Origin of the sequence: Methylobacterium sp. GC_Met_2, from assembly GCF_026540795.1 — a bacterium.
GTDB lineage: Bacteria > Pseudomonadota > Alphaproteobacteria > Rhizobiales > Beijerinckiaceae > Methylobacterium.
The window spans coordinates 36750-59854 of sequence record NZ_JALNUM010000026.1; the positions used below are offsets into that span (position 1 = coordinate 36750).

General features: G+C 62.3%; 29 protein-coding genes, 1 tRNA gene and 1 pseudogene. 22 read left to right on the plus strand and 9 right to left on the minus strand.

The features are described 5' to 3' along the window. Positions 1 to 1116: 1116 nt before the first annotated feature. The gene (locus OXS49_RS11815; protein WP_267424315.1) at positions 1117 to 1878 is read right to left on the minus strand and encodes a hypothetical protein; all 762 of its coding nucleotides are present in this window, start codon (positions 1876 to 1878) and stop codon (positions 1117 to 1119) included. A 293-nt stretch (positions 1879 to 2171) separates the two neighbouring features. Here OXS49_RS11815 and OXS49_RS11820 point away from each other — a divergent pair, with 293 nt between their 5' ends. Then, positions 2172 to 2495 (plus strand): hypothetical protein, encoded by a 324-nt coding sequence (locus OXS49_RS11820; protein ID WP_267424316.1) that lies wholly within the window; start codon positions 2172 to 2174, stop codon positions 2493 to 2495. Positions 2496 to 2497: 2 nt separating this feature from the next. Here the strand turns inward: OXS49_RS11820 and OXS49_RS11825 are convergent, their stop codons facing one another. Continuing rightward, positions 2498 to 3013, minus strand: a complete 516-nt coding sequence (locus tag OXS49_RS11825; RefSeq protein ID WP_267424318.1) for a GDSL-type esterase/lipase family protein — start codon at positions 3011 to 3013, stop codon at positions 2498 to 2500. Positions 3014 to 4198: 1185 nt separating this feature from the next. Here OXS49_RS11825 and OXS49_RS11835 point away from each other — a divergent pair. The 12 genes from OXS49_RS11835 (at position 4199) to OXS49_RS11885 (ending at position 11384) form a co-directional block, all read left to right on the plus strand. Then, positions 4199 to 4675 carry a hypothetical protein gene (locus tag OXS49_RS11835; protein WP_267424321.1) on the plus strand — a complete coding sequence of 159 codons (477 nt, stop codon included), beginning with the start codon at positions 4199 to 4201 and terminating at the stop codon, positions 4673 to 4675. Between the two features lie 78 nt (positions 4676 to 4753). Further along, the gene (locus tag OXS49_RS11840) at positions 4754 to 5014 is read left to right on the plus strand and encodes a hypothetical protein (RefSeq protein WP_267424322.1); all 261 of its coding nucleotides are present in this window, start codon (positions 4754 to 4756) and stop codon (positions 5012 to 5014) included. 64 nt (positions 5015 to 5078) lie between these two features. Then, positions 5079 to 5336: a hypothetical protein gene (locus tag OXS49_RS33615; protein WP_346016942.1), complete on the plus strand. Its 258-nt coding sequence runs from the start codon at positions 5079 to 5081 to the stop codon at positions 5334 to 5336. Positions 5337 to 5418: 82 nt separating this feature from the next. Then, entirely contained in the window at positions 5419 to 5607 is a 189-nt protein-coding gene (locus tag OXS49_RS11845) for a hypothetical protein (protein WP_267424323.1), read from the plus strand. A gap of 94 nt (positions 5608 to 5701) precedes the next feature. Then, on the plus strand, positions 5702 to 5926 hold the full coding sequence (locus OXS49_RS11850) for a hypothetical protein (RefSeq protein WP_267424325.1): 225 nt from the start codon (positions 5702 to 5704) through the stop codon (positions 5924 to 5926). 130 nt (positions 5927 to 6056) lie between these two features. Next, positions 6057 to 6191, plus strand: coding sequence for a hypothetical protein (locus OXS49_RS11855; RefSeq protein ID WP_267424327.1), 135 nt, complete (start codon positions 6057 to 6059; stop codon positions 6189 to 6191). A gap of 60 nt (positions 6192 to 6251) precedes the next feature. Further along, positions 6252 to 6674, plus strand: a complete 423-nt coding sequence (locus OXS49_RS11860) for a hypothetical protein (protein WP_267424329.1) — start codon at positions 6252 to 6254, stop codon at positions 6672 to 6674. A gap of 405 nt (positions 6675 to 7079) precedes the next feature. Next, positions 7080 to 7155 (plus strand) — tRNA-Ile (locus OXS49_RS11865). 164 nt (positions 7156 to 7319) lie between these two features. Then, on the plus strand, positions 7320 to 7775 hold the full coding sequence (locus tag OXS49_RS11870; RefSeq protein ID WP_267424331.1) for a helix-turn-helix domain-containing protein: 456 nt from the start codon (positions 7320 to 7322) through the stop codon (positions 7773 to 7775). Positions 7776 to 7778: 3 nt separating this feature from the next. Further along, positions 7779 to 8366 carry a PIN domain-containing protein gene (locus OXS49_RS11875; RefSeq protein WP_267424332.1) on the plus strand — a complete coding sequence of 196 codons (588 nt, stop codon included), beginning with the start codon at positions 7779 to 7781 and terminating at the stop codon, positions 8364 to 8366. Positions 8367 to 8492: 126 nt separating this feature from the next. Continuing rightward, positions 8493 to 8711, plus strand: coding sequence for a hypothetical protein (locus OXS49_RS11880; protein ID WP_267424334.1), 219 nt, complete (start codon positions 8493 to 8495; stop codon positions 8709 to 8711). Positions 8712 to 10568: 1857 nt separating this feature from the next. Continuing rightward, entirely contained in the window at positions 10569 to 11384 is an 816-nt protein-coding gene (locus OXS49_RS11885; protein WP_267424336.1) for a transglutaminase family protein, read from the plus strand. A gap of 223 nt (positions 11385 to 11607) precedes the next feature. Here the strand turns inward: OXS49_RS11885 and OXS49_RS11890 are convergent, their stop codons facing one another. Next, a complete protein-coding gene (locus tag OXS49_RS11890) occupies positions 11608 to 11817 on the minus strand; it encodes a hypothetical protein (protein WP_267424337.1) in 210 nt (69 codons plus the stop codon). A 328-nt stretch (positions 11818 to 12145) separates the two neighbouring features. Between OXS49_RS11890 and OXS49_RS11895 the strand changes: the two genes are divergently transcribed. Beyond that, positions 12146 to 12532, plus strand: coding sequence for a hypothetical protein (locus tag OXS49_RS11895; RefSeq protein WP_267424339.1), 387 nt, complete (start codon positions 12146 to 12148; stop codon positions 12530 to 12532). Here the strand turns inward: OXS49_RS11895 and OXS49_RS11900 are convergent. From OXS49_RS11900 to OXS49_RS11910, 3 genes are read right to left on the minus strand one after another with little or no spacing between them, the layout of a single operon-like run. After that, positions 12484 to 12714, minus strand: a complete 231-nt coding sequence (locus OXS49_RS11900; RefSeq protein ID WP_267424341.1) for a hypothetical protein — start codon at positions 12712 to 12714, stop codon at positions 12484 to 12486. The two genes, OXS49_RS11895 and OXS49_RS11900, sit on opposite strands and share 49 nt — an antisense overlap. Continuing rightward, a complete protein-coding gene (locus OXS49_RS11905; protein WP_267424343.1) occupies positions 12711 to 12944 on the minus strand; it encodes a hypothetical protein in 234 nt (77 codons plus the stop codon). The genes OXS49_RS11900 and OXS49_RS11905 overlap by 4 nt, the downstream gene beginning before the upstream one ends. Position 12945: 1 nt before the next feature. Next, positions 12946 to 13119: a hypothetical protein gene (locus tag OXS49_RS11910; RefSeq protein WP_267424345.1), complete on the minus strand. Its 174-nt coding sequence runs from the start codon at positions 13117 to 13119 to the stop codon at positions 12946 to 12948. A 219-nt stretch (positions 13120 to 13338) separates the two neighbouring features. Here OXS49_RS11910 and OXS49_RS11915 point away from each other — a divergent pair, with 219 nt between their 5' ends. Both OXS49_RS11915 and OXS49_RS11920 read left to right on the plus strand, forming a co-directional pair. Next, positions 13339 to 13848 carry a DUF4142 domain-containing protein gene (locus OXS49_RS11915; protein WP_267424347.1) on the plus strand — a complete coding sequence of 170 codons (510 nt, stop codon included), beginning with the start codon at positions 13339 to 13341 and terminating at the stop codon, positions 13846 to 13848. A 239-nt stretch (positions 13849 to 14087) separates the two neighbouring features. Continuing rightward, positions 14088 to 14366 carry a hypothetical protein gene (locus OXS49_RS11920; protein WP_267424348.1) on the plus strand — a complete coding sequence of 93 codons (279 nt, stop codon included), beginning with the start codon at positions 14088 to 14090 and terminating at the stop codon, positions 14364 to 14366. A 126-nt stretch (positions 14367 to 14492) separates the two neighbouring features. On the opposite strand, the gene OXS49_RS11925 is transcribed toward OXS49_RS11920, so the two are convergent. Beyond that, positions 14493 to 16130, minus strand: a complete 1638-nt coding sequence (locus OXS49_RS11925; protein WP_267424349.1) for a porin — start codon at positions 16128 to 16130, stop codon at positions 14493 to 14495. 553 nt (positions 16131 to 16683) lie between these two features. Here OXS49_RS11925 and OXS49_RS11930 point away from each other — a divergent pair. The 4 genes from OXS49_RS11930 (at position 16684) to OXS49_RS11945 (ending at position 19141) form a co-directional block, all read left to right on the plus strand. After that, positions 16684 to 17337 (plus strand): ParA family protein, encoded by a 654-nt coding sequence (locus OXS49_RS11930; RefSeq protein WP_267424350.1) that lies wholly within the window; start codon positions 16684 to 16686, stop codon positions 17335 to 17337. Next, positions 17334 to 17645, plus strand: a complete 312-nt coding sequence (locus tag OXS49_RS11935; protein WP_267424351.1) for a ribbon-helix-helix domain-containing protein — start codon at positions 17334 to 17336, stop codon at positions 17643 to 17645. The genes OXS49_RS11930 and OXS49_RS11935 overlap by 4 nt, the downstream gene beginning before the upstream one ends. After that, positions 17642 to 18022, plus strand: a complete 381-nt coding sequence (locus OXS49_RS33620; protein ID WP_267424352.1) for a Rap1a/Tai family immunity protein — start codon at positions 17642 to 17644, stop codon at positions 18020 to 18022. Before OXS49_RS11935 ends, OXS49_RS33620 begins: the two co-directional genes overlap by 4 nt. A 681-nt stretch (positions 18023 to 18703) precedes the next feature. Next, the gene (locus OXS49_RS11945; RefSeq protein ID WP_267424353.1) at positions 18704 to 19141 is read left to right on the plus strand and encodes a tyrosine-type recombinase/integrase; all 438 of its coding nucleotides are present in this window, start codon (positions 18704 to 18706) and stop codon (positions 19139 to 19141) included. Between the two features lie 14 nt (positions 19142 to 19155). On the opposite strand, the gene OXS49_RS11950 is transcribed toward OXS49_RS11945, so the two are convergent. Then, positions 19156 to 19482, minus strand: a complete 327-nt coding sequence (locus OXS49_RS11950; protein WP_267424356.1) for a DUF485 domain-containing protein — start codon at positions 19480 to 19482, stop codon at positions 19156 to 19158. Between the two features lie 1274 nt (positions 19483 to 20756). On the opposite strand from OXS49_RS11950, the gene OXS49_RS11955 reads away from it, so the two are divergent. Together OXS49_RS11955 and OXS49_RS11960 are read left to right on the plus strand one after the other, a co-directional pair. Then, positions 20757 to 22115, plus strand: a complete 1359-nt coding sequence (locus OXS49_RS11955) for an ABC transporter substrate-binding protein (RefSeq protein WP_267424354.1) — start codon at positions 20757 to 20759, stop codon at positions 22113 to 22115. Between the two features lie 106 nt (positions 22116 to 22221). Continuing rightward, complete coding sequence (locus tag OXS49_RS11960; RefSeq protein ID WP_243984456.1) at positions 22222 to 22401, plus strand: hypothetical protein; 180 nt, start codon at positions 22222 to 22224, stop codon at positions 22399 to 22401. A gap of 535 nt (positions 22402 to 22936) precedes the next feature. Here the strand turns inward: OXS49_RS11960 and OXS49_RS11965 are convergent. After that, a pseudogene (locus OXS49_RS11965) lies at positions 22937 to 23105 on the minus strand (MucR family transcriptional regulator); the annotation flags it as partial.

Consider the following 23105-nt stretch of genomic DNA (forward strand, 5'->3'; position numbering starts at 1 on the left):
CGTGGTCCGATCGGCAGAGCGGTGGGGCGCCGGTGCCCGGGAGATCATGGTTGCCGCCCGTAGCCTTCTGAGCGACCGTGCGTGCCTGGCGGGACCTGGGTTTAGGATCGGCGCGACCACGCCCTGCGCGTCGCTAGGCGTCGCGATCGGGCCGGCTCGATCCACCACCTCTTGCGTAGGATCTGGGCTGAGCGTCGCCACGCGCGCAGGCGGGATCGCGGCGGTGTTCGGCGGTGCGGGTCGAATGACCGTTTCGGTCGGATGTCGCACTGGCGCTGGTCCAGGCGGCAGGATCGGCGCAGAGGTCGGGCTTGCCGGGAGGGTTTGCGTCGGCCTCACCTCGACGCGAGGCTGCGACGGCTGCTCTGCGTCCGGTTCGAGCGTGGCTACTGCGGACTGTGGGACCGACATCACGACCTCCCGGTGGTCGGTACGCTCGTTCCAAACGGACGGCTGTTCGTGCGGGAGGCGTGCCGCATCCAGTGGCGCGCGACCCATCAGCGGCAAGCGCGGATTAGCGCGCGGCGGCAGAAAGGCCGTCTGCTCTGACGTCTCCGTAGGGTTCGGATCCAGGAAGCTGCGGGGCCCGTCGGCGACGGTGAAGGTGCCTGGATCGTCCGCATGCGACAGAGGCCCTGTCAAGTGCGGGACTTCTACCCATGCTGGGAAAGTAGCTGGAGGCGGAGCTTCGGCGGATACCATCGGTGCCGCAGGCTGTCCGGAGACCGCGAAAGCCCAATCGCTGCGAGGAACAAACCACACTGCGCCTGCGGCAAAAACCGCGAGGGTGGAGAGGCAGGAGACCGAGATCGTGGCCCAAGCTGCCACGCGGCTGCCAGGCCTAACGACCGCGAGGGGTCGGGCCACACCAACAGGCTTCAGGTCGCCTACGAAGATGGGACCACGCTGCAACATCCTTTCAGAACTGGTTCTAGCGCGAAACAGTTCAAGACCGAGATGATCTAGAATCGGTGCAAGCCGAACACGATTAAAATCCCGCCGGTGCACACCGATGATGCAGAACACTCAAATATTTTGAGATGAAGCGTCGCGCGATAGCCGACGAACCTCGCCTAAATCCCAGCGCCGTTCGTCATACCGATCAGCCGCAGACCGTCACCGCATGACTCGGCCACCTCCACCACCCGCGTGGATTCTTGCGCGGCCTGATCGGTCAAGGTCGCCCGCTGCCCCTCGGCAGCTCTTCTTCGGTTCCGTGTCCACAACCTGCCTCTGTGGATCTCCCCTATCCGTGGGATGCAGCGTTCTGCACCCTATGCTGCCGAGTAGTGCCGGGGCCGCGGACCGCCCTCCTCGCCTGAGCCACTGCAGCCACTCCCGGCTGATGATGCGCACGACGTTCGGGTCGGACTTCCGACCCTGGTGGCGGCGCTCCTGAATGGTCAGCAGCCCGTCGCCCTCGGCCAGTCGGATCGCGGCCTGGGCGAGTCGCCGGCACACGCCTGCCCGCGCTGCAATGGCGTCGATGCACAGCCCGCAGGCGCCGTTGCGGGCCATCTCGTCCCCGACGATCCGCAGGACCGCGAGCTGCCCGGTGGTGAACCGACTGGCGAGAGCGGGCGGCATCGGACCGGAACAAGCGAGCCTACGGCGGCGCTCGATGGCCAAGGATCGCTCAGGAGCCCGCTGGAGGCGCTTGGGCGGGAACAGGGTCACGCGGCCGAGCGGGATGCCGACGGGCACCACGGTCTCGCGGATCGCAGCCCTGCGGGTGTGCAGCGTCTCGGCGAGGCCCTGCGCCTCGGTGTCGGTGACGGTCTCGGCGGCGTGGGCCTGCCAGATGGTGCGCGACAGGTCGTCGAGCTGCGCCAGTGTCCGTGCGCCCTCGATCGCCGACCGCATGGTGGCGTGAAACATCGATCCCGGTCCCTCACGGGCCGCGGCTAGGGTCCAGGCAAAGCCTTCCCGTTGACGGAAACAGGTTCCGTCTTGACACCCCGGGGGGTCTCATGGCTTGTGAGGGGTAGTTACGCCGGCCTCACAGGCCCTCGGTTTTCAGCAGCCTCTTCCTTGCCGGGAAGGGGCTGTTGGCTTTTCAGGGTCTATCTCGCGGCGATGGTCTCCTGAATTGCCGGCTCTCGACTCGCCAAGGCGGGCCGGCCGGAACAGCCCATGTCGGCCGGGCGGCACGGTTAAGTCAACGTCAGGGAATGATCAGCGCGACCATGCCGGCTGGACCCTCGACCCTCGCGGACCTGCGCAAGGCGGGCATCATCACCAGCCAGGAGATCGTAGCTGCGATTGACCTCTATCTGCGGGATCCAGCAGCAGGGTCCTACCGCTTCGCCAGCGGGCACAGCCTCGACATCGCGGCGCTCGTGAACGCCAGCTTTCACAGCAGGGAAGAGTTTCCCGCTCAGCATATGCTTTCATCCACACGGTGGTGGATCTGGACCGCGACGATGGCGGAGAGCCGATCACGCTGCCGATCTTCGAGAAGATACCCCGGGCAGGCGGATCAGTTGCAGTTCTGAACTCAACTGGCTTGGTCGAAGACGGCTTGTACTACGCCGGTAAGTATTTCGTATCCACGGGCTGTAAAGTGCACGAGATCCGGCTGATAGTTCGGGTTCGATAGCCGGCCTACAGCCAACAAAGTCGTGTCTGCATCGATCAGTCGGTGCCCGCACCATACGATAAGGCGCGCCTTCAACGCCTGCCGCTCTTCATCACCGCGCCGCAGATCGGCGCCGAACGGCGGGGGCAGGAGGACGAACAGTTCGGCGACCGGATGGACGGCGGCGAGTCTGCCTGCGATCGCTTCGATGCCGGCGGCGACGTCAGCCTCGCTTTCGCCGAACAGCAGATTATTGGTTCCCACGACGATTAGAATGCGCTTCGGCTGACAAGAGCACCAATTGGTTCGATCCAGGCGCCACAGGACATGCTGGGTCAAATCCCCGCCGACGCCCAAGCTATACGTCTTCCACGAATGCCAGGCATCGACCGGCCAATGTTCGGCGAGCGAGTCGCCGACGAGGAGGATATCCAAAGCGCCAGTCATCCGTAGGTCTGCCATCTGCTGCTGATGGGAAGCCTCGGCCAATTCACTGTGTGGAGAGGACGGGATCGTGGCTTGCGGGATCCTGAAAGGTCTCGACCCCGGAGACGCTCTCCCCGTGCCATTCTCGGTTGTCGATAGCGGCGGGGCGGAGCGCCGCGCATGCGATCCGCCGTAAAAGCGTTTCCGCAAAAACCGTACTTGCTCCTTGATGACTGCCAAAACAATCATTCGGGCTCACCGAGCGGATCGGGCGTGTGGGGTGCCTGTAAGCAACGAACCGCTTCTCAATCGAAATATAAATGTCCATAGACTTTATTCGGCCAAATTAAATGCCGACTTCAGCTACAGTGATTGCACCCTTGCATCATTCAAGCCAGACTGTAGGATTGCCGGTCATCACGGTTTCGCTACCGGGTGCACTTGCCCGGCTTCATCTTCGCGATGGCTGATCGCGCACGGTCATAAAGGAGGGTATGGGGGCGCGCCAGGCGAAGGCGGTCGCGCAACTGCCTAACTGAGCACCCCGAACCACACCGCCCTCTACGATCCGGCCAGCTCATAGGCCGGCTTCGAGGATGAACGGGTTCGCAAGCATGACGTCGATCGTTGCCAACAAGAGGTGAGTGGCTGATTTCCGCTCGCCGCTCTGAGCGGTCCTGGCATCAAGCGCGCTCCAAAAAGTCGAGGAGCGCCACGCCAGCCGCCGCGATGACGTTGCCCCGGCCGCGCCATGGCAGGATCCAGGAGACGGTGCGGTGGGGCATCGGGGGAGCCTTGCTCGTATTCGATACCTGGAGTATCATACGGGCCTCGGAGCACTTTAAATACCCCAGGTATCATTTTTATCTCTGGGGCATCCTATTGAGGCGGGTTGATGCTCAGTAGCGAGATGGTACGTGCGGGGCGCGCGCTGCTGCGATGGGAGCAAAAGGATCTGGCCGAGGCGTCTGGCGTCTCGCTGCCGACGATCAAGCGGCTTGAGGCAACGCCTGGTGCTCTATCGGCTCACGGGCCAACGATCGCAGCCATGCGCCGGGCGTTTGAGGCCGCTGGCCTGGAATTCATCCCCGAGAACGGCGGCGGGGCCGGGATCCGGTTCCGGGAGCGGAAAGGATAGGCGTTAAGGCGGTCAGATCGTACGACCGAGCACCTGAAAGCGAAGGGCTATCTGAAATGATCGGGGTTCGGAGTGGTGCGCTGGCAGTCGGCGCAATCGCCTTGGCTGTGCCGGCTCTTGCATCGGGCACGATCGGCTATGGCTCGCGCGCCGGCATGGAAGTTGATGTAGTTTCGATGAGCGGCATCGACACGGATCACGCTATCATCCGAACGAAACACACCCGCCAGAATGCCATTGCCTTCTGCCGGGAGTACATCGGGAAGGTCACGGCCGACTTCATCCGCCAGGAGCTTGCAGTGCCGCTAAATGATCAAGTGACGGCCAACTGCCCGCGTGGCGAGTTCACGGACTTTCAGGGTGGCCGCTACCGCTTTGCTGGCCCATCCCGGGACAAAGACAGCATGGCGAAGTACGCCGTCATCAGCCTGCCTTCGGGCGAGGTGGCTGACGGTTCGATGGCGAGCGGCTACCCGGTCAACATCACGATCTTCAAAGCGCTGTGCCCCAGCCGAGCGCCTGGGGATTACTAGCCCTTGAACTGTTGGCGGAAGCCATCCGTCGCCTCGTCGATGAAGCCTTGAAGGCTAAGCGTTCCTAAGCCGACCGGCATGGATGACGACTGCGAATTCGAGCACTCGGGATTGTCCGGCTATTTCAGCCGCGATGGGATCAGGGTCGAGGTTGAGATCTACCGGACTGCCGGAACGCAGGAGCTTTGGCGGCTGGAAGTTGTCGACCAGAACGGCGGCTGCACCCGGTGGCACGAACGCTTTGCCACCGAGCTGGACGCCTTCGAAGCCTTCGCTGCTGTGATTGAGGCGGACGGCATCGCGTCATTCGCTGCGTCGAGCAACAGTACGATCCACTAATCTGGGCCCATGATGGCAGGATCGGCGTTGGAGTCCGCGCAGTCGCCGCTGGAAGGATGCTCGGATGCCGCCCAAGCTCACAAAAACGATCATCGGGGCGGTCATCGCCATCGCTCTGGCGGGGGCCGTCTCATACGGCCTGATCAGCCAGCAGACGGCCGATCAGATCCAGACACAGGCGAACCAGACGCTGCAGAACGATCAGGGATCTCTCGGCCCTACGGCGAACCATCCCCCAGCTGCACCCGCCAACACGATCCCGCAAGCACCAGCTCAGCCTGGGTCGTCGCCGCAACCGCCAGCACCTGTGCCCCGCCAGTAGGAGAGCCTGGAAGCCGCCGGCATCATCGGCATCAACCAAGCCGGCGAAGGGTCACTACTGCTTGTCTTGATAGGAGCAATCCATGCTGAGTTCGGTTGAAGCCTTGCGACGGCTGCGCGAGGACATGGTGATGGATCGCCGCAAATTGGTGGATCAGCAGGAAAGTATCCAGAACGTTCAGACAGAAATTGAGGCAATTGATAGAGCGATTGCGGACGAGGAAGCTATACAAAGAACTACATGTCCAAAAACAGACATTGCCTCAATTTAAAATTCGCCCCATTTGAATTGCCTCTCATTCCTGCCTCGCACACTCGCGCGTTCCCTCCCGTTGGCGTATACATGACGCTAAGCAGGAGGCTTCCATGGCCGATCAAGATCGTGCGCTTATCGACACGCACGGCGAACAGGACAACGTCGCCTTGGCCCAACTGGGAGCGGCCGTGATCTTGGCGTGGCCCCTATTAGAAGCCGACATGCAACGCGACTTGATCGCGACGGCGGCCGTCGTGGATGGCGTGAAAAGAGACCCGAGCTTTGAAGAGGTGCTGATCCGGCTCGTTCAGATGAACAATCGCAGCAGAGGCTAAGCATGCCTATTCCTCTCAGCGACAACCTGAAGGCGAAGGGCTATCTGAAGTGAGCAATCCGGAGCCTGACGAACTATTCCGTGCTCGGCTCCTCCGCGTCGTGGCTGATCATGAGCGGCATCTCGTCAGGATGGCCTACGGAGCATACCTCGATCAGGTTGGCCGCAAGTACGACCGGTTCAGGACCGGTGTGCCGCTGAAGTGCTTCGACAGCTTCCAGGATCAAGGATCTAGGAACGTCGCCTCGGAAGAGGAGCACTGGTGACCCCATCCGCCGCCCCGTCGAGGAAGCTCTGAAGGCGAAGGGATCTTGGTAGAGGCGCTTATGGCAAGCCGGTTTGCGCTACTGCTGCTCTCCTTGCCGGCCATCATGGCGGCACTGCCGGCGCGCTCCCAGGCTTCGCCCGTGAACAACTGGGCCGAGTTCCGCAGGGCGGTGGCTGCATGCTGGACGGTGCCACCCGGCACAGAGGGTTCCTTGATTGCGTACCGGTTCGGCCTCGATAAGACTGGGGCCATACGTGGCAAGCCGCTCACCACCGCACGCCAGCTGGTCGGCGATCGTGACGCGCAACAGCAGTACGAGGAGGCAGCATCCGCTGCGTTGTCGCACTGCTTCCCTCTCAAGGTGACGCCAGCGTTCGGCGCGATCCTCGGCGAGAGCCCGATCTATCTACGGTTCGTCAATACGAAGCCGACGGCCGCGTACCAGCTCAATAGCAACGTGACGATCTTCGCGCCTCAATAGGGCTGACCCCATCCCCCGCCTCGTGAAGAGGTGCTGAAGGCGAAGCGGCCGTAGCAGGCTGCCCTATATCACCAGGATGTCGATCCTTGGTCTCAAACTGCCGCTCCACATTTGCGTCCTCGAAGAGTCGGTCTGCGTCGAGGATGCCAACGGGCGTCGCACGGGCTACGTCTACTGGTCCGACGATGGCCAGCGGCGATCCAGCACCGGTCGGTTCTCCAAGGTCGAGGCGATCGAACAAGTTCGCCTAATTGCACGCGCGTGGGCCGACGCGGTCGAAAGCTATGGAGTGCAGGACGCTGGGCCGAGCCCAGAAGCTGGCGCAGCAGCCGCTGAGCCGTCGCCGGAGGGCTGACAACCAACCTTGAAGCCGCCGGCGTCATCTTCATCGATGAGAAAGGCGAGGTGCCTGTAGCTCAACAGTTAGAGCCGACCGCTCATAACGGTCTGGTTGCAGGTTCGAGTCCTGCCGGGCCCACCAAGCTATCCTCTGCCTCGTGAAAGAAGCGCTGAGGGCGGAGCAGTCGGCTCTCTCGTCCACACGATAGCGAGAACGAAAAAGGCTGCGTGTCGTTTCGCATATTGCGAATGTTTTGTTTATTGCGAATATACCCCCTGTGTTTGTGTGTGAGAGGAGAAGCCGACATGACGATGCCTGCTTCCGCGAAGGGATTAGGAGGCCGCCTGCCGTCCGATCTGGAGCGTGAAACAGCCAACCAGCTACGCAGCCTGCTGGCCCTTCAGGCGTCTGGCGAAGCAAACCTGCGCGTATTGGATGACGATGGAAAAGTCGTCGACGTCACCCTGGCTCCCGCGGTCTCCAAGCTTCTGATGGAGGTGCTTCACCCGATCGGGCGCGGCGATGCTGTGACGCTCGTTCCCGTGTCCCAGATGCTGACGACGCAGCAGGCCGCCGATATTCTCAACGTGTCTCGGCCGTTTTTGATTTCGATTTTGAAAAAAGGGGAGATCCCCTTCGACCCAGTTGGGCGCCATCGCCGCATCAGGGCTGAGGATCTTTTTGCCTACAAGGCAGCCCGTGACAAACGCCGGAACGAGGCTCTATCGGAACTGGCCGCGCTGGATGGGGAGTTGCTGTAGCCCGTGTTCGCGAACCGGTTCACTGCGACAATTGACGCCTGCGTTCTCGCAGGCGTCCTTCGGAGAAATCTCATCCTGACCCTCGCGCAATGGGAGTTCTTCCGCGTGCGGTGGTCGGATGAGATCCTCACTGAAACCGAGCGCGCCATCTCGGGGATGTTCGCTAAGAAGGGTGATGCGAGCGCGGACGAGAAAGGCTCAAAAGCACGTGCGGGCATGGAAAAGGCGTTCGAGGACGCCATGGTCTCGGGCTACGAACGGTACCTGCCGATGTGCGAAGGTGTCGATCCCGGCGATGCTCACGTCATCGCGGCTGCATTGAAAACTCAAGCCCAGGTCATCGTCACCGACAACCTGAAGCACTTTCCGGCCTCGCTTCTGGAACCACTGAACTTGGAAGCGAAGAGTGCCGATGCGTTCATCTCCGACACGATCGCTTTGGACATTGGGCGAGCTGTTGCCGCTGTCCGTGAAATGCGGCAGCGCTTAAACAAGCCGGCGATGACGGCATCCGACCTTCTCGTGATAATGGATGCCAATGGCTTGACGACGGCCGTGAACATCTTGCAGCCGCACGAAGCATCCCTCTAGCAGTTCTACTCACGCCTGCCCGCTGTTGCCCGCCATCGCGTAAGCTCGGCCCTTCAGCAGGTTGTCTGCTGCATCCGCGAGATCGTTAAGGATAAGAGTATAGGCCGACCTTGGGGGGATGTGGCCATGCTCAAGATCCGCAGCTTCGTTCTGGATGGCATCGCGTTGCTCGGCATCGCGATCGGCGTCGTCGCAGGAGTCGGCGGCTACAGCTACATGCACAGCTTGCCAGGACGGCTGGAGCATATGGTTTCGGCCATTGAGAAGCTCGACGTTGAATTTACCGGGTCCATCGCTCAGCCAACTCCGTCACCGTCCGATCCTCATCCGGCATCACATCTTTGAACAAGACGCCGGATCATGCTTGGCCACTGTTGGCTGCCATCGCGTAGGCGTGGCCCTGGGGGCTTCTACCTCGACACCGCCATCCCAGCGGCTATCCTGCCAGGATGCGCCACGTAGCCGTTGCACCTGCGTTGCTCATTGCCATCAGCTCAGCAGCGCTGGCGACTGACGGTCGTGCCGTGCCGAGCAGGGACTGCACCACGGCCTTCGTGACCAAGTGGGCTGTCGAAAAAGAGGCAGCTTTGAGCAATCCGCCACAGCGTCCCTGCTGGCTGCACACAGCCGCCGGCCCAATGATCTGCTACCGGGAAGGATGCGTGCGGGCTCACGTGTATCTCAACGGCCAATGACCCTGCGCCCTCTCATGCCTGCCCGCTGTTGCCCGCCATAGCGTAGGGCCGGCCCTTTAAACTCTGATAGCTCGACGCAGGTATCCCGGCGGCTATCTTGCCGGGATGCGCATAGCACTCGCCGCCCTCGCTCTCGTCGTCGCTGCCCGCGGGGCGCAGGCGGCCGAGCCGACCGCAAAGCAGCTCATCAAGGCCTACACCGCAGCCGATGAAGCGTGCCGCAACTCTCCGAGCGCCTCTGCTGCGGCCGAGTGTGATCGCCGCGGCAGGCTGAACTCGCGGCTCAATCAGATCGGCCGGTGCTACGGCAAGGCGAACCAGGACAAGTCCGAGTTTGTTTGGCACGCGTGCACGTCTCACTCGAACCGCAGCGACGATTTAGCTCCGGCTGCTCGATGATCCCGCCACGCCATCTGCCGCCCGTGGTTCTGAACAATGTTGCAGAACACGTTGCCGGTAGCGTGCAAGGCGTACAAAGTTGCCCACCTCGGCGAGCCGGGCTGACTGGATTTAGCCCTTTAACGGCGACATCGCACCCTCGTCTTCCTCTGGCAGAGTTTGAGGTGCATTTTATTCCAGAGGCGAGTCACAGCCCTGGCAGTCTAGAGCCCGCTCGTCGGTCGCTAGAGGCTCGCAGCCGGTCAAGGTCACCGCCATGCGCTTGCGGATCTTCGTTTGGCTGCGCCGTCGGGCGAGTAGGTCCAAACCCGTCCGCCCTGCTGGCATCTTGGAGGCTGTAGCAGCCCTACGTACAGACGGACTCATAGTGGCGCCCTATCTGGACAAGTACGGCTTTCAGCACTGGCAGATGGGTGATTTCGTCATGACGGAGGCTGCGGTCATCCAATTCGCCGTGGGTAGGGGGATGCTCAGCGACCGCTAGGTGAACCGTTCCACTCACCCGACATACGTGCTCCCTGCCGGCCTCGCGGGCAGCGGATACTGAACCTGCCCTATGCCGAGGCGATCACTATCCGGCGCGAGGAGCGAGGAAGATGATCACTGGGCCGCAGCTTCTCGCCGCACGGATCTCCATCGGCTGGTCACCTGCGAGATTAGCCGGACGTGCCAAGGTACCATTGGGTGTCGTGGCACGCGCCGAGGGCACCCCAGGCGAGCCGACGATCACTATCGCGCAGTTGAACGCTTTAGTTCAGACTTTGCGTACCGCTGGAGCCACTTTTCCCACTACAGATCCGTCGTGAGGCGTCACATAAAAAGCGACCCCCTTTTTATTCGGAAATAGGGGCACCCCTGGGTAGCCCCCCATTTTTATGACCCCTAAAAGGCTTCTTTCCGGGGCGCTAAGCAGATAGCTTTTGCCGCTGCGAATGGGGACGCAACGAAGGGTGCGCAAGCCGAACCTATTGCATGACGGTGCACATGCGCTCCCTTCGGCCGTTATCATTATGCCTGAAATCGCCGTCTCACAGCCTGGTGCGGTCTGAAGCTTGCGGGTCAGCAGCACCAACGCTGATCTCGATGCCACTCTTTCAGGACGGAGCCCATGCGCATTCTTGTCGGCTGCGAGATGACCTACGAGTTCCCGCAACCCACCCCGGTCATCGCGACGCTCAACGTCCACGCATCCCGTTTCTCGGATCTTGAGCGGCCTGACTATCTGATCACGCGTCCCTCGGTTCCCTTAGAAGGCTATCGCGACAGCTTTGGAAATTGGTGCAATCGAATGGTTGCACCAGCCGGCGGCTTTACGCTGAAGACCGACACGATCGTGCGGGACCACGGCAGCGGCGATATGCAGGAGTTTGATGCTCAAGAGATTACCGTAGAGAAACTGCCCTCAGACTGCCTACTGTTTCTCCTCGGCAGCCGCTATTGCGAAACCGATCGACTCTCATCCATCGCCTGGGATCTATTTGGACATGTAACGCCTGGCTGGGCTCGGGTGCAGGCGGTCTGCGACTTCGTCCACGATCGGATTACATTTGGATACGAGCATGCACGAGCGACCCGGACAGCCTTTGACGTCTTTGAAGAGCAGCGGGGTGTCTGTCGCGACTACGCGCATCTGGCGATCACGTTCTGCCGCTGCCTGAACATCCCAACGCGCTACTGCAACGGCTATGTGAGCGACATCGGTCTGCCTTTGCCGCACGCGCCCGGTGATTTCGCGGCCTGGATGGAAGTGTATCTCGGCGACCGCTGGCACACCTTCGACCCCCGCAACAACAGCTCGCGGATCGGTCGGATCCTTATCTCCTACGGTCGCGATGCCGCGGATGTACCGCTGACACTCACTTTTGGCGCCAATAATCTGACCGGATTTCATGTGACCACAGAGGAAGCAGCACCCCTATCCTAAACAGTTATCGTAATTGGCCCTGCTCGCGAACGGCCTTGATGTGGTTCCCTGATCCCAGCGAACCGCATTGTGCTACGTCCTGGCGTGCAGGCGTCCGGGCGAGCCGTCTTCGCTCATCTATCAACCGGGAAGCCCATGATCACGGCGGTCTTCACTATCAAGCAGCACGTGCTGGGTACCGCTAGAGACCGCTCAAGTTGGGTCGTGCGCTCTGAGGTCAGACTTACCGTGCGTTCTGCCATCGGGACGTGACGTCTCGGAAGGCCACGTCGCCATTCGCCTCCGATGCGCCTTCCGAGCCGAAGGATCGAACCGACTGACGCACGACGACACCATCGCGCGTGATCGACCAGTCGAACCGGCCGGGCTCCTTCGCAGAGGGCGTCACGCGCAGGGTGTGCGGGTTCGGGTTGAAGGTGATCATGTCTATCATGTGGGGGCACACCAACCTATCTACGAGGAGCGAACGGCAGGGCGCGATGAACAACACCGGCCCGGCCATGAAGGATGACGGCTCGAAGAAGGCTGCCGAGGGCCAGCCTGTGAAGCCTGGCGCCGACAACTGCTAAGTTTGCACCATCGGTTCGGCAGCCATATCGTTTGGGCTCGCCCGGCTGTTTGGCCCCGGCCGAGAGGAATGACACCGAGCCCCGCCAGCCCGTGATCAGATCGGGCGGCGGGGCCGAGCCGGCCGCTTCCTGGCGAGCAATCCCGCTTCTGGCCGCATGGCCTGCCGGTGGCTCTTGCCGTAGCTCGGCCGGATGTCAGCCAGCCTCGCTCCCACCTTGATCCCGAACCCCGTCGCTATCTGGCACGGCGCGATCGAGAACATCTCGCCCCACGCCTCGCCGTGCCGGTATCTTACCCCGGCCCGCTGGGCCCCGATCCGTGAGGCCGCTATCGACTTCTGCGACCGGCTCGGTGCCGAGGCGCATTCGCTCGGCTGGACAGCGCAGGAATTGTTCGCCGTCCACCCGGAGCACGGGACGCTGCGAGTCGAGTTCTGCGGCGCGCTGATGATCTCGGGAAGCAAGGCCGTGGCTGTGGAGCCAACTCGGATCGTGTTCGATCGGGGATCAGGCTACCGGACGAAGCCAGGTCAGGTCTGGGGCATTCCAGTCTGGGAGTTCGCAACACGGGCTAGCTGACGCTCCGCCTGATCCTCGGCCGCGTGCTGCCGCTTGGTGGAGATCAGCACGTCGAGCCAAGCGATGGCGGACTCGTGCACTAGGACCGTCCGCATGTCGCCGAGCGTCTGACCGATCTGCCAGCGGTGCCAGGAGCGCACGTCCGACAGCGCTTGGATGTAGGCCTCATGCTCGGAGGTCACGGCGAGCCACGCGCGATCGCGTCTGTCAGCGCCCGGGCGATCGCCTTGGCCGTAGCGAGCCCTTCTGCCGGCGATAGGCGCTTGGTCTGGACCTGCCGCTCCCGCCCGGCCGCGACGTAGATGTAGGCCGCGACCCGGTCGCCCGCATCCATCACCTTCACGGCTTCCTCCAGCTGCACGATGCGCAGCGGGAGCACAGGACCGAACAGGTTGGGCGCCTCGTTGGGCATCCTACTCCTCCATCAGCCCCCGGCTTATGGCGATCCTCACAAGCTCCGCATCGCTGGACAGCAGGTCGCCGATACGCCACCGGTCCATTTCCTCCCCGACCGGCGCCACGGCGATGCCGGCGGCCCGCAGCGCTTCGACGGCGTCAAGGACGGGGTCGCTGTCGACCGAGTTCATCCCTGCACCGGGAAGCCCATGACGATGGCGGTCTTCACCATCGTCCGGCGCAGGCCCGGCTTGGTCGCCTCCTCGGCTAGGAGTTTCTTGGCCTGCGGATGCATCTCGATCGCTTAGGCAACGTCAATGCACTGTTGGCCCCTCGCGCAGGCTCAGCAAACCGTGATGCATCATACAGATGGCAGGTGAGTTTGCGTCGAGCGACAGGAGTTTCATCCGATGCCCTACAGCCGACCGACCGCTCGCCTCTTCCTTGCTGCAACCCTGTCGTTGACTGGGCTCGTGGCCGCTCAAGCCGCGGCCGTCTCCGATGAGGATAAGGCTTTCATCGCTAAGGTCTCACAGGGCGGGATGTACGAGGTTGAGTTAGGCAAGCTCGCCGAGGACAAGGGTGCGCGTCAGGACATCAAGGACCAGGGTAACACCGAAGCGCATGACCATGGCCTCGTGGGCGACAAGTTGAAGTCCATCGCTACCGGCGCTGGCCTCCCCCTCCCCGACACGCTCAACACCGAGTTCCAGGGGCGGCTCGACCGGATGAAAGGCTTGTCGGGCGCGGCCTTCGACTCCGCCTATGTCAAGGATATGAAGGCCATTCACGACGCGGACGGGGCCGCCTTCGCTAAGGAGGCCAAGGCTGGGACAAACCCAGACCTCAAGGCTTTCGCCGGTGAAACCCACCGCATCGTACAGCGTCACCTCGGCGAGCTCGGCGCGAAAACGAACTGAACTCATCTGACAGCCGGGTGGCTACATCATCATGGCTCGCCCGGCCTCATAAGAACCCCACGCTTCGCACCTACAACGAAAAGATAGCAGCGCCAATCCCGTGTTTCCGAATGTAACTTGAGTGCGCCGGCACACATAGATAACGTTGACGTAAAGCATTGCTGGATCGATCGCGCGCAACATGAATTGCCGCAAGCTTCAGGATTTTCCTGCCGCACATGTTCCGTCAGGAGTCCAGCATGAACAAGCTTGCCCTCGCTGCCGTCATCTCTACGGTTTTCATTTCGCCCGTCTTCGCGCAGGCAGTCATTGAGACGCCTACGGGTACCACAGTCATAGTACCACCCGGCGCCCCCGGCGTCGTGACCCGGCAGCCTGGCTCAACCGGCGATGCGCCGGCAGCGACCTATTCGCCGACCGGACGTGCCGCTGACGGTATCGCGACCGACTCCGCAGCTGCTGGCAATGAGGGCCAGCCGTCCCGCGTCGGTTCGACCGGCAGCGGCGGCGGAAAGTAGCTCCGTTCCAGGTACACCCCATAGGATGCGAAAAAGCCCGGCCTTTCGGCCGGGCTAGTTGGGTCCCTTTGCACGGGGACATCGAGATCAGGAAGCTTTGGGAACAACCGGTCTCGATCTGGGAAACTAGAAGTCGCGCTGGACGCGGAAGCGGACCTGCGAGACCGAGTCCTGCGTGGCAGTACGGACCGCGAAGGTGCCGTTGTTGATGCCGGCGATGTTGGCGTAGGCGGTCGGGCTCTTGTCGAGGTCGATCGCCCGGCCGTTCTTCAGGCCGATCTGGGTGTAGAACGCCTCGACGCCGATATCGAGATCCTTGACCGGCGACCAGATGATGCTGCCACCCGCCACGAACTGGTAGGTGTCGCGCAGGGCCTGGCTCAAGTTGAAGAACCGGGTACCGGGCGTGCCGACGGCGTTCGAGCCGAATGGGTTGCTGCCGGCCAAGCCGCTCACGAGGTTGTAGATCGCGCCCTGGGCGAGGCGCGCGCCCTGCGAGAAGCTCTGCTCGCCGTAGGAGCCGAAGAAGGCCGAGCGCCATTCCGGCGTCCAGTAGTGCAGGTACGACGCGACCGCCGTGAAGCTCGTCGAGGTCTGCAGCTGGCCGGTGAACGGGTTGATGGTCGCATCCGAGAAGTACTGGGCGAACTTCTGGCCCTGGATGGTCGTGGTGCTCTGGGTGTACGAGCCGGTGTAGGCGGAGTAGCCGGTGTAGAGCTGCGCGCCCTCGCCGTAGGCACCCTGCAGGTACAGGGCGTCGCCCGGGGCGATGAACGGCGTGTTGATCTTCAGGCCGCCCTGGACCGCGAACCCTTGAACGTTGCGGGTATGCGCAGGGGCGACGATCGGACCGGTGCCGGTGCTGGCGGCGGTCGACAGGTTGCCGACGTTCAGCTCGTGAGTGGCGGCCGAGAGCTGGGCCGAGCCCCAGGCCTGATCGAGGCGCACGACGCCGACGAAGTCGGGCAGGCGCGAGCGCTCGATGCTGTCGATGTTACCGAAACGGCCGGGGCCGACGAAGACCGGGGTCGGCTGGTTGGTCACGCCGAAGTTCGAAACGGCGCCGGTGTTGACCGTCGCGGAGATGTTGGTCGGCGAGAAGATCGGGGTGCGGCGGAAGACCGGGTCTTCGATCGAGATCGTCGCCGACAGGCCGTTGCCGACCGTGGCGGTGTAGGCCAGCAGGTTGGTCGAGAACACGTCCGAACCGGCCGTCGCGCCGGCGAACTCGAAATCGTGGGCGTAGAAGTCGAAGAACGAAGAGGCGCGACCGGCGGTGAGCCCGGCGAACTGGATGAACGCCTTGTCGACGTTCATGTACTGCTGGTCGCGGCCGAAGCTGTCGGTGCCGATGCCGGCATAGGCCTGGCCGATACGCTGCTGGGTGCCGGAGGTGCCGACGCCGGAGTAACCGGTACGGGCACCGGCATCGAGGCGCACGAAGGCGCGCAGGGTGCCGTAGGCGGTCTGGGTGCGGGCATCGAGGTTGATGCGCAGTCGGCCCTGGTAGCCCGACGTATCACCAGCCGCGCCGGCCTGACGGGTATAGCTGGTCTGGTAACCGCCCTCGAACCGGGCGCGGCCCGAGACGCGCAGGCAGGTATCGGTACCGGGGATGTAGAAGAAGCCGGCGCCGTAGGCGCTACAGACGCGGACGTATTCGATCGGCACGGCCTTCTTGACCGGCAGGTCGGCGGCGTGCGCGGCGCCCACTGCCGCGAACGCGGCGGCGGACCCAAGGAGGGAACTCTTCAGGAACTTCATCAGCAACCCCAAAACTTCGAGACCCGTAACCGCGGCGCTGCCTGATTTTTCAGGTCAAACCGCTCGTTGTTGTTTGGGCCCGCGTCTTGGTGGCGTGCTCCGGCAGGCTCTCAAATCGTGGAGGCTTGCTGGAGCAGGATCATGCCTGAACTATTACGCTCAGCAACACGGTTTCATCCGGACACTTCTGGTTTGAAGGGAGCTGTGGCTGCACTGCCACAGATGTGGCAAGCCCTCCGATCAGCGGCTGCCCGCAGAGCGCCGGGCGGCCATATCATCACGGCTGGCTCTGCCTCCCACATCCCGACCGCAGCGCGGCTGGTGCGCTCGACATAGGCCAAGGCTGGATACAACGCCAGCTTGACCGCTTTTGATTTTGATAGCAAGCAATCTCATAAGCTTGGGAACTGTGAATCATGAGAGCCTAAAATCCCGCGTTCTCGGGATTAAGATAGCGCCGCATCTCGCCATCAGGCGGACTCGCGGGCTCGTTGACAGGATTGCTCGCGTGCTCGATTGCTGCCGAGCTTGATCGCACCGGATGGGGGCAGACGTGCAGGTGATCGCGGTCACAGCTAGAAAAGGCGGCGTCGGCAAAACCACGCTGAGCATGCATCTGTCGGTTCTGGCAGCTCAAGCAAATAGCCCTGCCCTGCTGATCGACACGGACCCGCAACGTTCGCTCGCATGGTGGCACCAGCTACGCGGGCCGGATGATCCAAAGCTGATCGAAGCGGATGCGCGCGAGTTGCCCGAGCTTGTCGAGGCGGCCCGACGTGAGGGGTTCGGACGGATCATCATCGACACACCACCACACGCCGAGGACAGCATCCTAGCCGCCATGCGCGCCGCCGATCTCGTGCTCGTACCGACACGACCGGGGCCGCTCGACTTAGCTGCAGTTGCCTCGACGCTGGATCTCGCGCAGCGGGTCGGCAAGGCGCCGCTCGCGGTCATCAATCATGCCCCGGCTCGAACCGGATCGGCCGAGCCGGCGATCGTCACGGAGGCGCGCGCCGCTTTGGTGAGTATGGGGGCGACCGTCGCGGCGACCGCGCTGGCGAACCGGGTTGCGATGTCTCACGCCATCCTGACCGGCTCGACGGTCAATGAGCACGAACCGGACGGGAAGGCCGCGGCCGAGGTTGCCGCGCTTTGGCAGGAAGTCGAAACGGCGTTGGCCGCCCGAGAAAAGAAGGCACGATGAGCAAGGCGCCCCGCCCTACCCTCGACAGCCTCGCCGGCCGGTTCGCCCGGAAGGATCCGCCGGCCGTGGCTGCCAACGTCATCAGCGAGCCGCCCGCGGCGGCCGAGCCGGCGGCCTCGTCTGCGGGCCCTACCTCGCCGGAAGCAGCACCCGTCAAGGCGAAGGCCGACGCCCGGGTGCAAATCCTGACACGGATCGACCCGGCCACACGCAAGCGCCTCAAGGTCATCGCCGCCGAGCAGGAGCGAACCATTCAGGAGATATGCGAGGAAGCCATCCGTGATTTTGTGGCTCGGCATAGCAAGTGATCTCGCTCCCGAGCTTGCGAGCTATCAAGCTGCAAATTGGGCCGCCATCGGCGGTCCTCGCGCTGGCGCTGTCCTCGTCGCCGGCCTTCGCTGAAAAGCCGTTCGTGCTCAGCACGGTCACGACGTCCTTGCTTGCCATGACATGCCGGGAAAGCAGAACCCTCCTCGGCGCCAACTTCTGCACCGGGTACATCATCGCCGTGTTCGACCGCATGTCGATATCACGCGAGATCTGTCCGAGCCCTGGCGCCTCAACCGAGCAGGCGGTTGCCGTGGGGCAGCAGTTCATCGCCGCGCATCCCGAGCTGTGGGACCGGCATCCGGCCTACGTCTTGGAATTGGCGTTCAAGCCCGCGTTCGCCTGCCCCGACGAATAGAGCCTGCTCACCCGGAAGCTAGTCATATCGCAGGCTCGTGGTCTAAATTGTTTGCTATCAAGTTAGCTCGTTGTCTTACTCCCGATCCTGCAAGCGTGCAACTTTCGATGAAGGTTTCTCGAAAGTTACGACGTGAGCCAGCCGACCGTCATCCTCCATCTTCACGATAGCCCCGGCCTACCGGCGGAAGCCGCCGCGATCGTCCGCGCTTATCAGCAGGCCAGCAAGGCGGCCTCTACCGTCCGCGCCTATCGGTCCGACGTGCAAATCTTTCGGGCGTGGTGCGATCGGTATGGGTTTCGCTCCCTACCGGGGACACCCGAGACAGTCGCGGCGTTCTTGACGCATTAGGCCGAGGCGAGCCGAGCCGCATCAACTGTCGGCCGGCGGCTGGCCGCGATCTCCTACGGCCACAAGCTGGCGAAGGCACCTGACCCGACCGACAACGAGGACGTTCGCGCTACGAGGAATGGGGTCCGGCGTCGGATCGGCACGGCGCAGACTCAGAAGGCCGCGGCCACGGTGGACGTGCTGCAGATGCTGCTGGTGAGGACGCTCAACACTCTGACGGGCAAGCGCGATCGGGCGCTGCTGGCGCTGGGGTTCGTGGGCGCGTTCCGCCGGTCCGAACTGGTGGCGCTCGACGTGTAGGACCTGCGCGATGACCCGGAAGGCCTACGGGTGCTGGTGCGCCGCTCGAAGGTCGATCAGGAGGGCAGGGGGCTTGAGAAGGCCATCCCACACGGGCGCTTCATTCGCCCGGCCGCCCTGGTACGCGAATGGCTCGACGCGGCCGGCATCGTCGAGGGGCCGGTGTTCCGGCCGATCTCACGGTCGGGGAACGTGCGGTCCCCAGATCCGGGGAGCGGTAAGCCGCCCCGCCTGACGACCCAGGCCGTGGCCGACCTCATCAAGCGGTACTGCACGGCTGCGGGGCTCGATGCCTCGACCTTCGGGGCTCACAGCCTACGGGCCGGCTACATCACCACGGCTGCCGAGCGCGGGGCGGATCTCGCCCGGATCATGGATCAATCCGGGCATCGAGACCCCCGAACGATCGTCGGCTACATCCGCCGCGCCAACGCTTTCAAAGGGCACTCAGGGAGCGGGTTCTTGTGAGCAATTACTGAGCGCTATCCGCCAAAATCCCGCCTAAGCTCATCGCTCAGCGCGTCGAAGCGCGTGTTGGCCCGGGCGATGTAGATGCCGGTGAGCGCAAAGGCGAACAGGATCACGAACACGCCCGCGAACAGTCCGAGCGAGGCGGTGCCCCCGACCTTTATGGCGAGCAGAGACTTGTCGAAGGCGATCAGGCCGATGAAGCCGAAATAGACCACCAGCATCAGGATTGTGAGGATCCAGCCGAACCGGGTGCGCTCGGCGACGAGCTGCTGGAACTGCGGGCTTTGGACGATCCGGCTTATCTGTGGATCGGCTCCTGCCGCGACCCCGGGGTCAATCCGCTCGGCCCGGCGAGAAAGTCCTGGAGCGGTCGCCACGATGCATCCTTGTACGAAACTGCATGGATGCAGGTACCGGATCATGGACCTCTCCCGCCTGCCCCACAAGCCGCCACTGATCGCGTGGCTTCAGCGCGGCTGCTGCGGTGCGCCTCAGGCCGTTCGGTTACAGTCGGCGGGCCGACGCCTGCAACGGGCACAGCCGGAGCGGTTCTTGTAGCGAAACGGACGCCAGAAGCTGAAGTTACTGCCGGGTACGCAGCGGTGACGCCATTCGAGCAAAACGCTAGTCCTGAGCCGGTCCATGCGTCCATCGATCTGCGGGAAGAGGGGCAAGCCCCTGGAAGGGTTGAGACCGCAGTACGCCGCTCGCCTCCCGCACTTCCACTTGACCCACGGTTCGTTCTGGCCATGGCCCCACCAAGCTTTGGATTTTCAGCCTTGGCTGAAAATATCTAGATAATTCACGCGCTACATCGATCTGATCCTGTCGAAAATCGCCCATTACTTTACAGCTATAGTTTATAAGGCAAGAATAACAGAAACCGGCCATCATCGAGATAGAGCCGATGACTATCTTATGCCAGCGGTTCCTCACAGGCGCTGATCTTGCCAACCTGATAGGCTCTAAATTGCCGAGGCAAACAGCTTTCTGACGTGACATGTTTCGATAAAAAAACAAGAACCTCATCCTTACAAGTTCACCGGCCAAATAAGCTGTTAATCCGTTCGGCGCGAAAGAGGTCCTCTTACGTCAAAACGGGCCGTGGATATCGAAGTCAAAACTCGCTCCGTGGTGTAAGTACTGTCCCGGAATTTGCCTCTCCAAGCACCGAGAATATGGCAGATGGTGAGAACGGAATTTCTGAACAAGCTAAAACCCGTCCCGAGCATTACAGTTCCTTCCGTGGATGAACCCTGGTCAATTAGAATTTTATGTATCTTCATCACCTGCTGATAGCCAAACGATCTATATGCCGGTATATGTCTGAAACCTAAATATTAGCGCGGCCATTGCTATAAATATCTAGGAAGTGCGGAACTGAAATCTCTGGAAAGAGGCAAATGTGCCTAATAATAGTGCAGATATCGCCTATATAATTGCATTGGGAGCTAGATCGGCCTGCGATGTGAACCCTATGCTGCTCCTCGGTGGCGCGATCCTCGGCGGCCTCGCCGCGACGGTAGCGTTGCTCACGTGGATCTACTTACGTAAAAAGCATGTAGCCAGTTCTCCCAAATCCCTTCGGCAATAAATCATTGGAGAAGAGGATATGGTGGGAATAGTTGGCCTCTTCTCCGCCTCGCTTCTGCTGGGCTTCGTAGCCACGATCTGCTCCGCCGCTCCAGCAGGCGCGCAGCCGTCACTACCAGGAACTGGACGTTTTGCTCCAGCACCTGACACATCAAGCTCGCAGGCGCGGACGCCATCGCCAAACTCAGCGCCTTTAACCCAACCCCCTGATCAGAATGGTGCTGATCATCGCGAGGCTTACAGCCGCGCCTCAGCCCTGAAGAGCGAGGTGCGCTTCGGCCTGATCGCTCCGTTCTCCGGCGCCAACAAAGAGTTCGGTCGTCAACTCGCAATCGGCATCGAGACCGCCTTTAACGCCGCTAACGATGGCGGCGGTATCGGCACCTACCGTCTCAAGCTCGTCACGGCTGACGACGGCTATGAGCCGGCGCGCACGCCCGCCCTCGTGCAGCACATGGCCGAGAAAGACGGCGTTGTGGGCTTCATCGGCAATTTCGGCACCCCCACGGCCGCCGCCGTGCTGCCGTGGGTGCTCGATCACAAGCTGCTGTTCTTCGGTGCCTACACCGGCTCGAACCTCGTGCGCGCTGTTCCGCCGGACCGATACGTCTTCAACTACAGGCCGAGCTACGCCGAGGAGACGGAGGCCGTCGTCCGCTACCTCGTGAACGTGCGTGGGCTCAAGCCGCGCGAGATCGTGGTGTTCGCGCAGGACGACCCGTTTGGAGAGGCTGGCTACGATGGCGTCGTCAAGGCGCTGCGCACGATCCAAGGGCGCTACGAGCCGCCGCCTCTGAAGCTCACCTACAAGCGCAATACGATCGACGTAGCGGGCGCGGTCGCCGCGCTGCGGGCGCGCAGGCCTCAGCCCAAGGCGATCGTCATGGCGGCGCTGTACCGGCCAGCGGCCGAGTTCATCAAGTTCACCCGGCCGTTCTATCCGCAGATGATCTACACCGACGTGTCGGCGGTGGGCGCCACAGCACTGGCCGAGGAACTCGCCATGGCCGGGCCGAACCTCGGCACCGGCGTACTGATCACGCAGGTGGCACCGGCGGTGGGAGGCCACTCGAAGGCAGTGCTGAACTTTAAGTCCCTGTTGGCCAAGTACTTTCCTGGCGAGCAACCGGACTACGTGTCGCTGGAGGCCTACATCAACGCCAAGATCGTGATCGAGGCGACGCGGCGGATCGCGGCGACGCCGGGAGCTAAGGTCGATGGCGACACGCTGGCGGACGCTCTGGAAGAGCTTGGGAGCTTCGACCTGGGACTTGGGACGCCGCTGAAGTTTGATCAGAGCGAGCATCAAGCCTCGCACATGATCTGGGGCACACAGCTGGACGAGAACGGGAAGTTCGTCGTCGTGGGCCTACAGTAGGAGATTACAGCGAACACCTTGAGAGTAAGCGCATAGTCGACGCGCTAGTTTCGGGCGGGGTTTAGCTCAATAGACTGACTGGTCATCACGCGTGTAGGAGTTGCGTATGTCGGACGACGAAGATCGACGTCGAGATGACCGTAAGCAGCCGTTGTCGCTCGGCTCGGACGGCAAGGTAAGAACCCGAAGCAAGCGTCAGAATGGTGTTCGCGAAGCGCGCCATGACTTGGCGGTCGAGTTTGTCGACCGGCTCGAACAAGCGCTGCGCAACATGTTCAGGCAGTAGACGCCGAGTACTCAACCAGACGCTCATTCTCCGGGTATTTAGCAGGCAGAAACGCAATGAGAGTTATCGCTCCGGATCAAGCTGACAAGCTTTTGCGACTGACCGGAGAGTTAGCGAACCAAGTCGTGCGTGCCCGTGCCGTGGATCGCCCGGTCTCCAGGATTGAAGCCGAAGCACTGGCCGGTGCCCTGCATGTCCTGCAGGATTATGGGATTGGTTATCCCAATGCGCTAACAACGGCTCTAGATCAATACGATGAGCTATGTGCAAAGGAAGATCCAAGCCGCGAGCAGCGGGATGACGCCGACCCTAAGCCGATCCGGCTTCCACAAGTTAGCGCGCTTCCACAACGGATATTTAGCTTGCTAGGCCTGGGTCGATAACGACCCTTGTGCCGCAGATGCTCGCCAGCGTTGATAGTCAGACGTGGGTGTGGCTATAGGTGCACAGCCGATTTGAGGTATCTGTCGCAGCCGGTCATCCTCGCCATACTCCTCCAGCGAGCGTTGGGCAGGATCCGTCACCCGCAAGTACCCTACACCTTAGCAGCTTCCTTGGCCTTCCGCGGCCTGCCAGCTCGCTTCGGCTTGTCGGAGACCGTCTCCGCAGGCTCAACGGACTTCGCAGCCGCCTTCTTGCGCTGCTGGCCAAGCCCAAGGTTCTTGGCCAGGGTCGAGCGCTGCGCCGAGTAGTTCGCCGCGGTG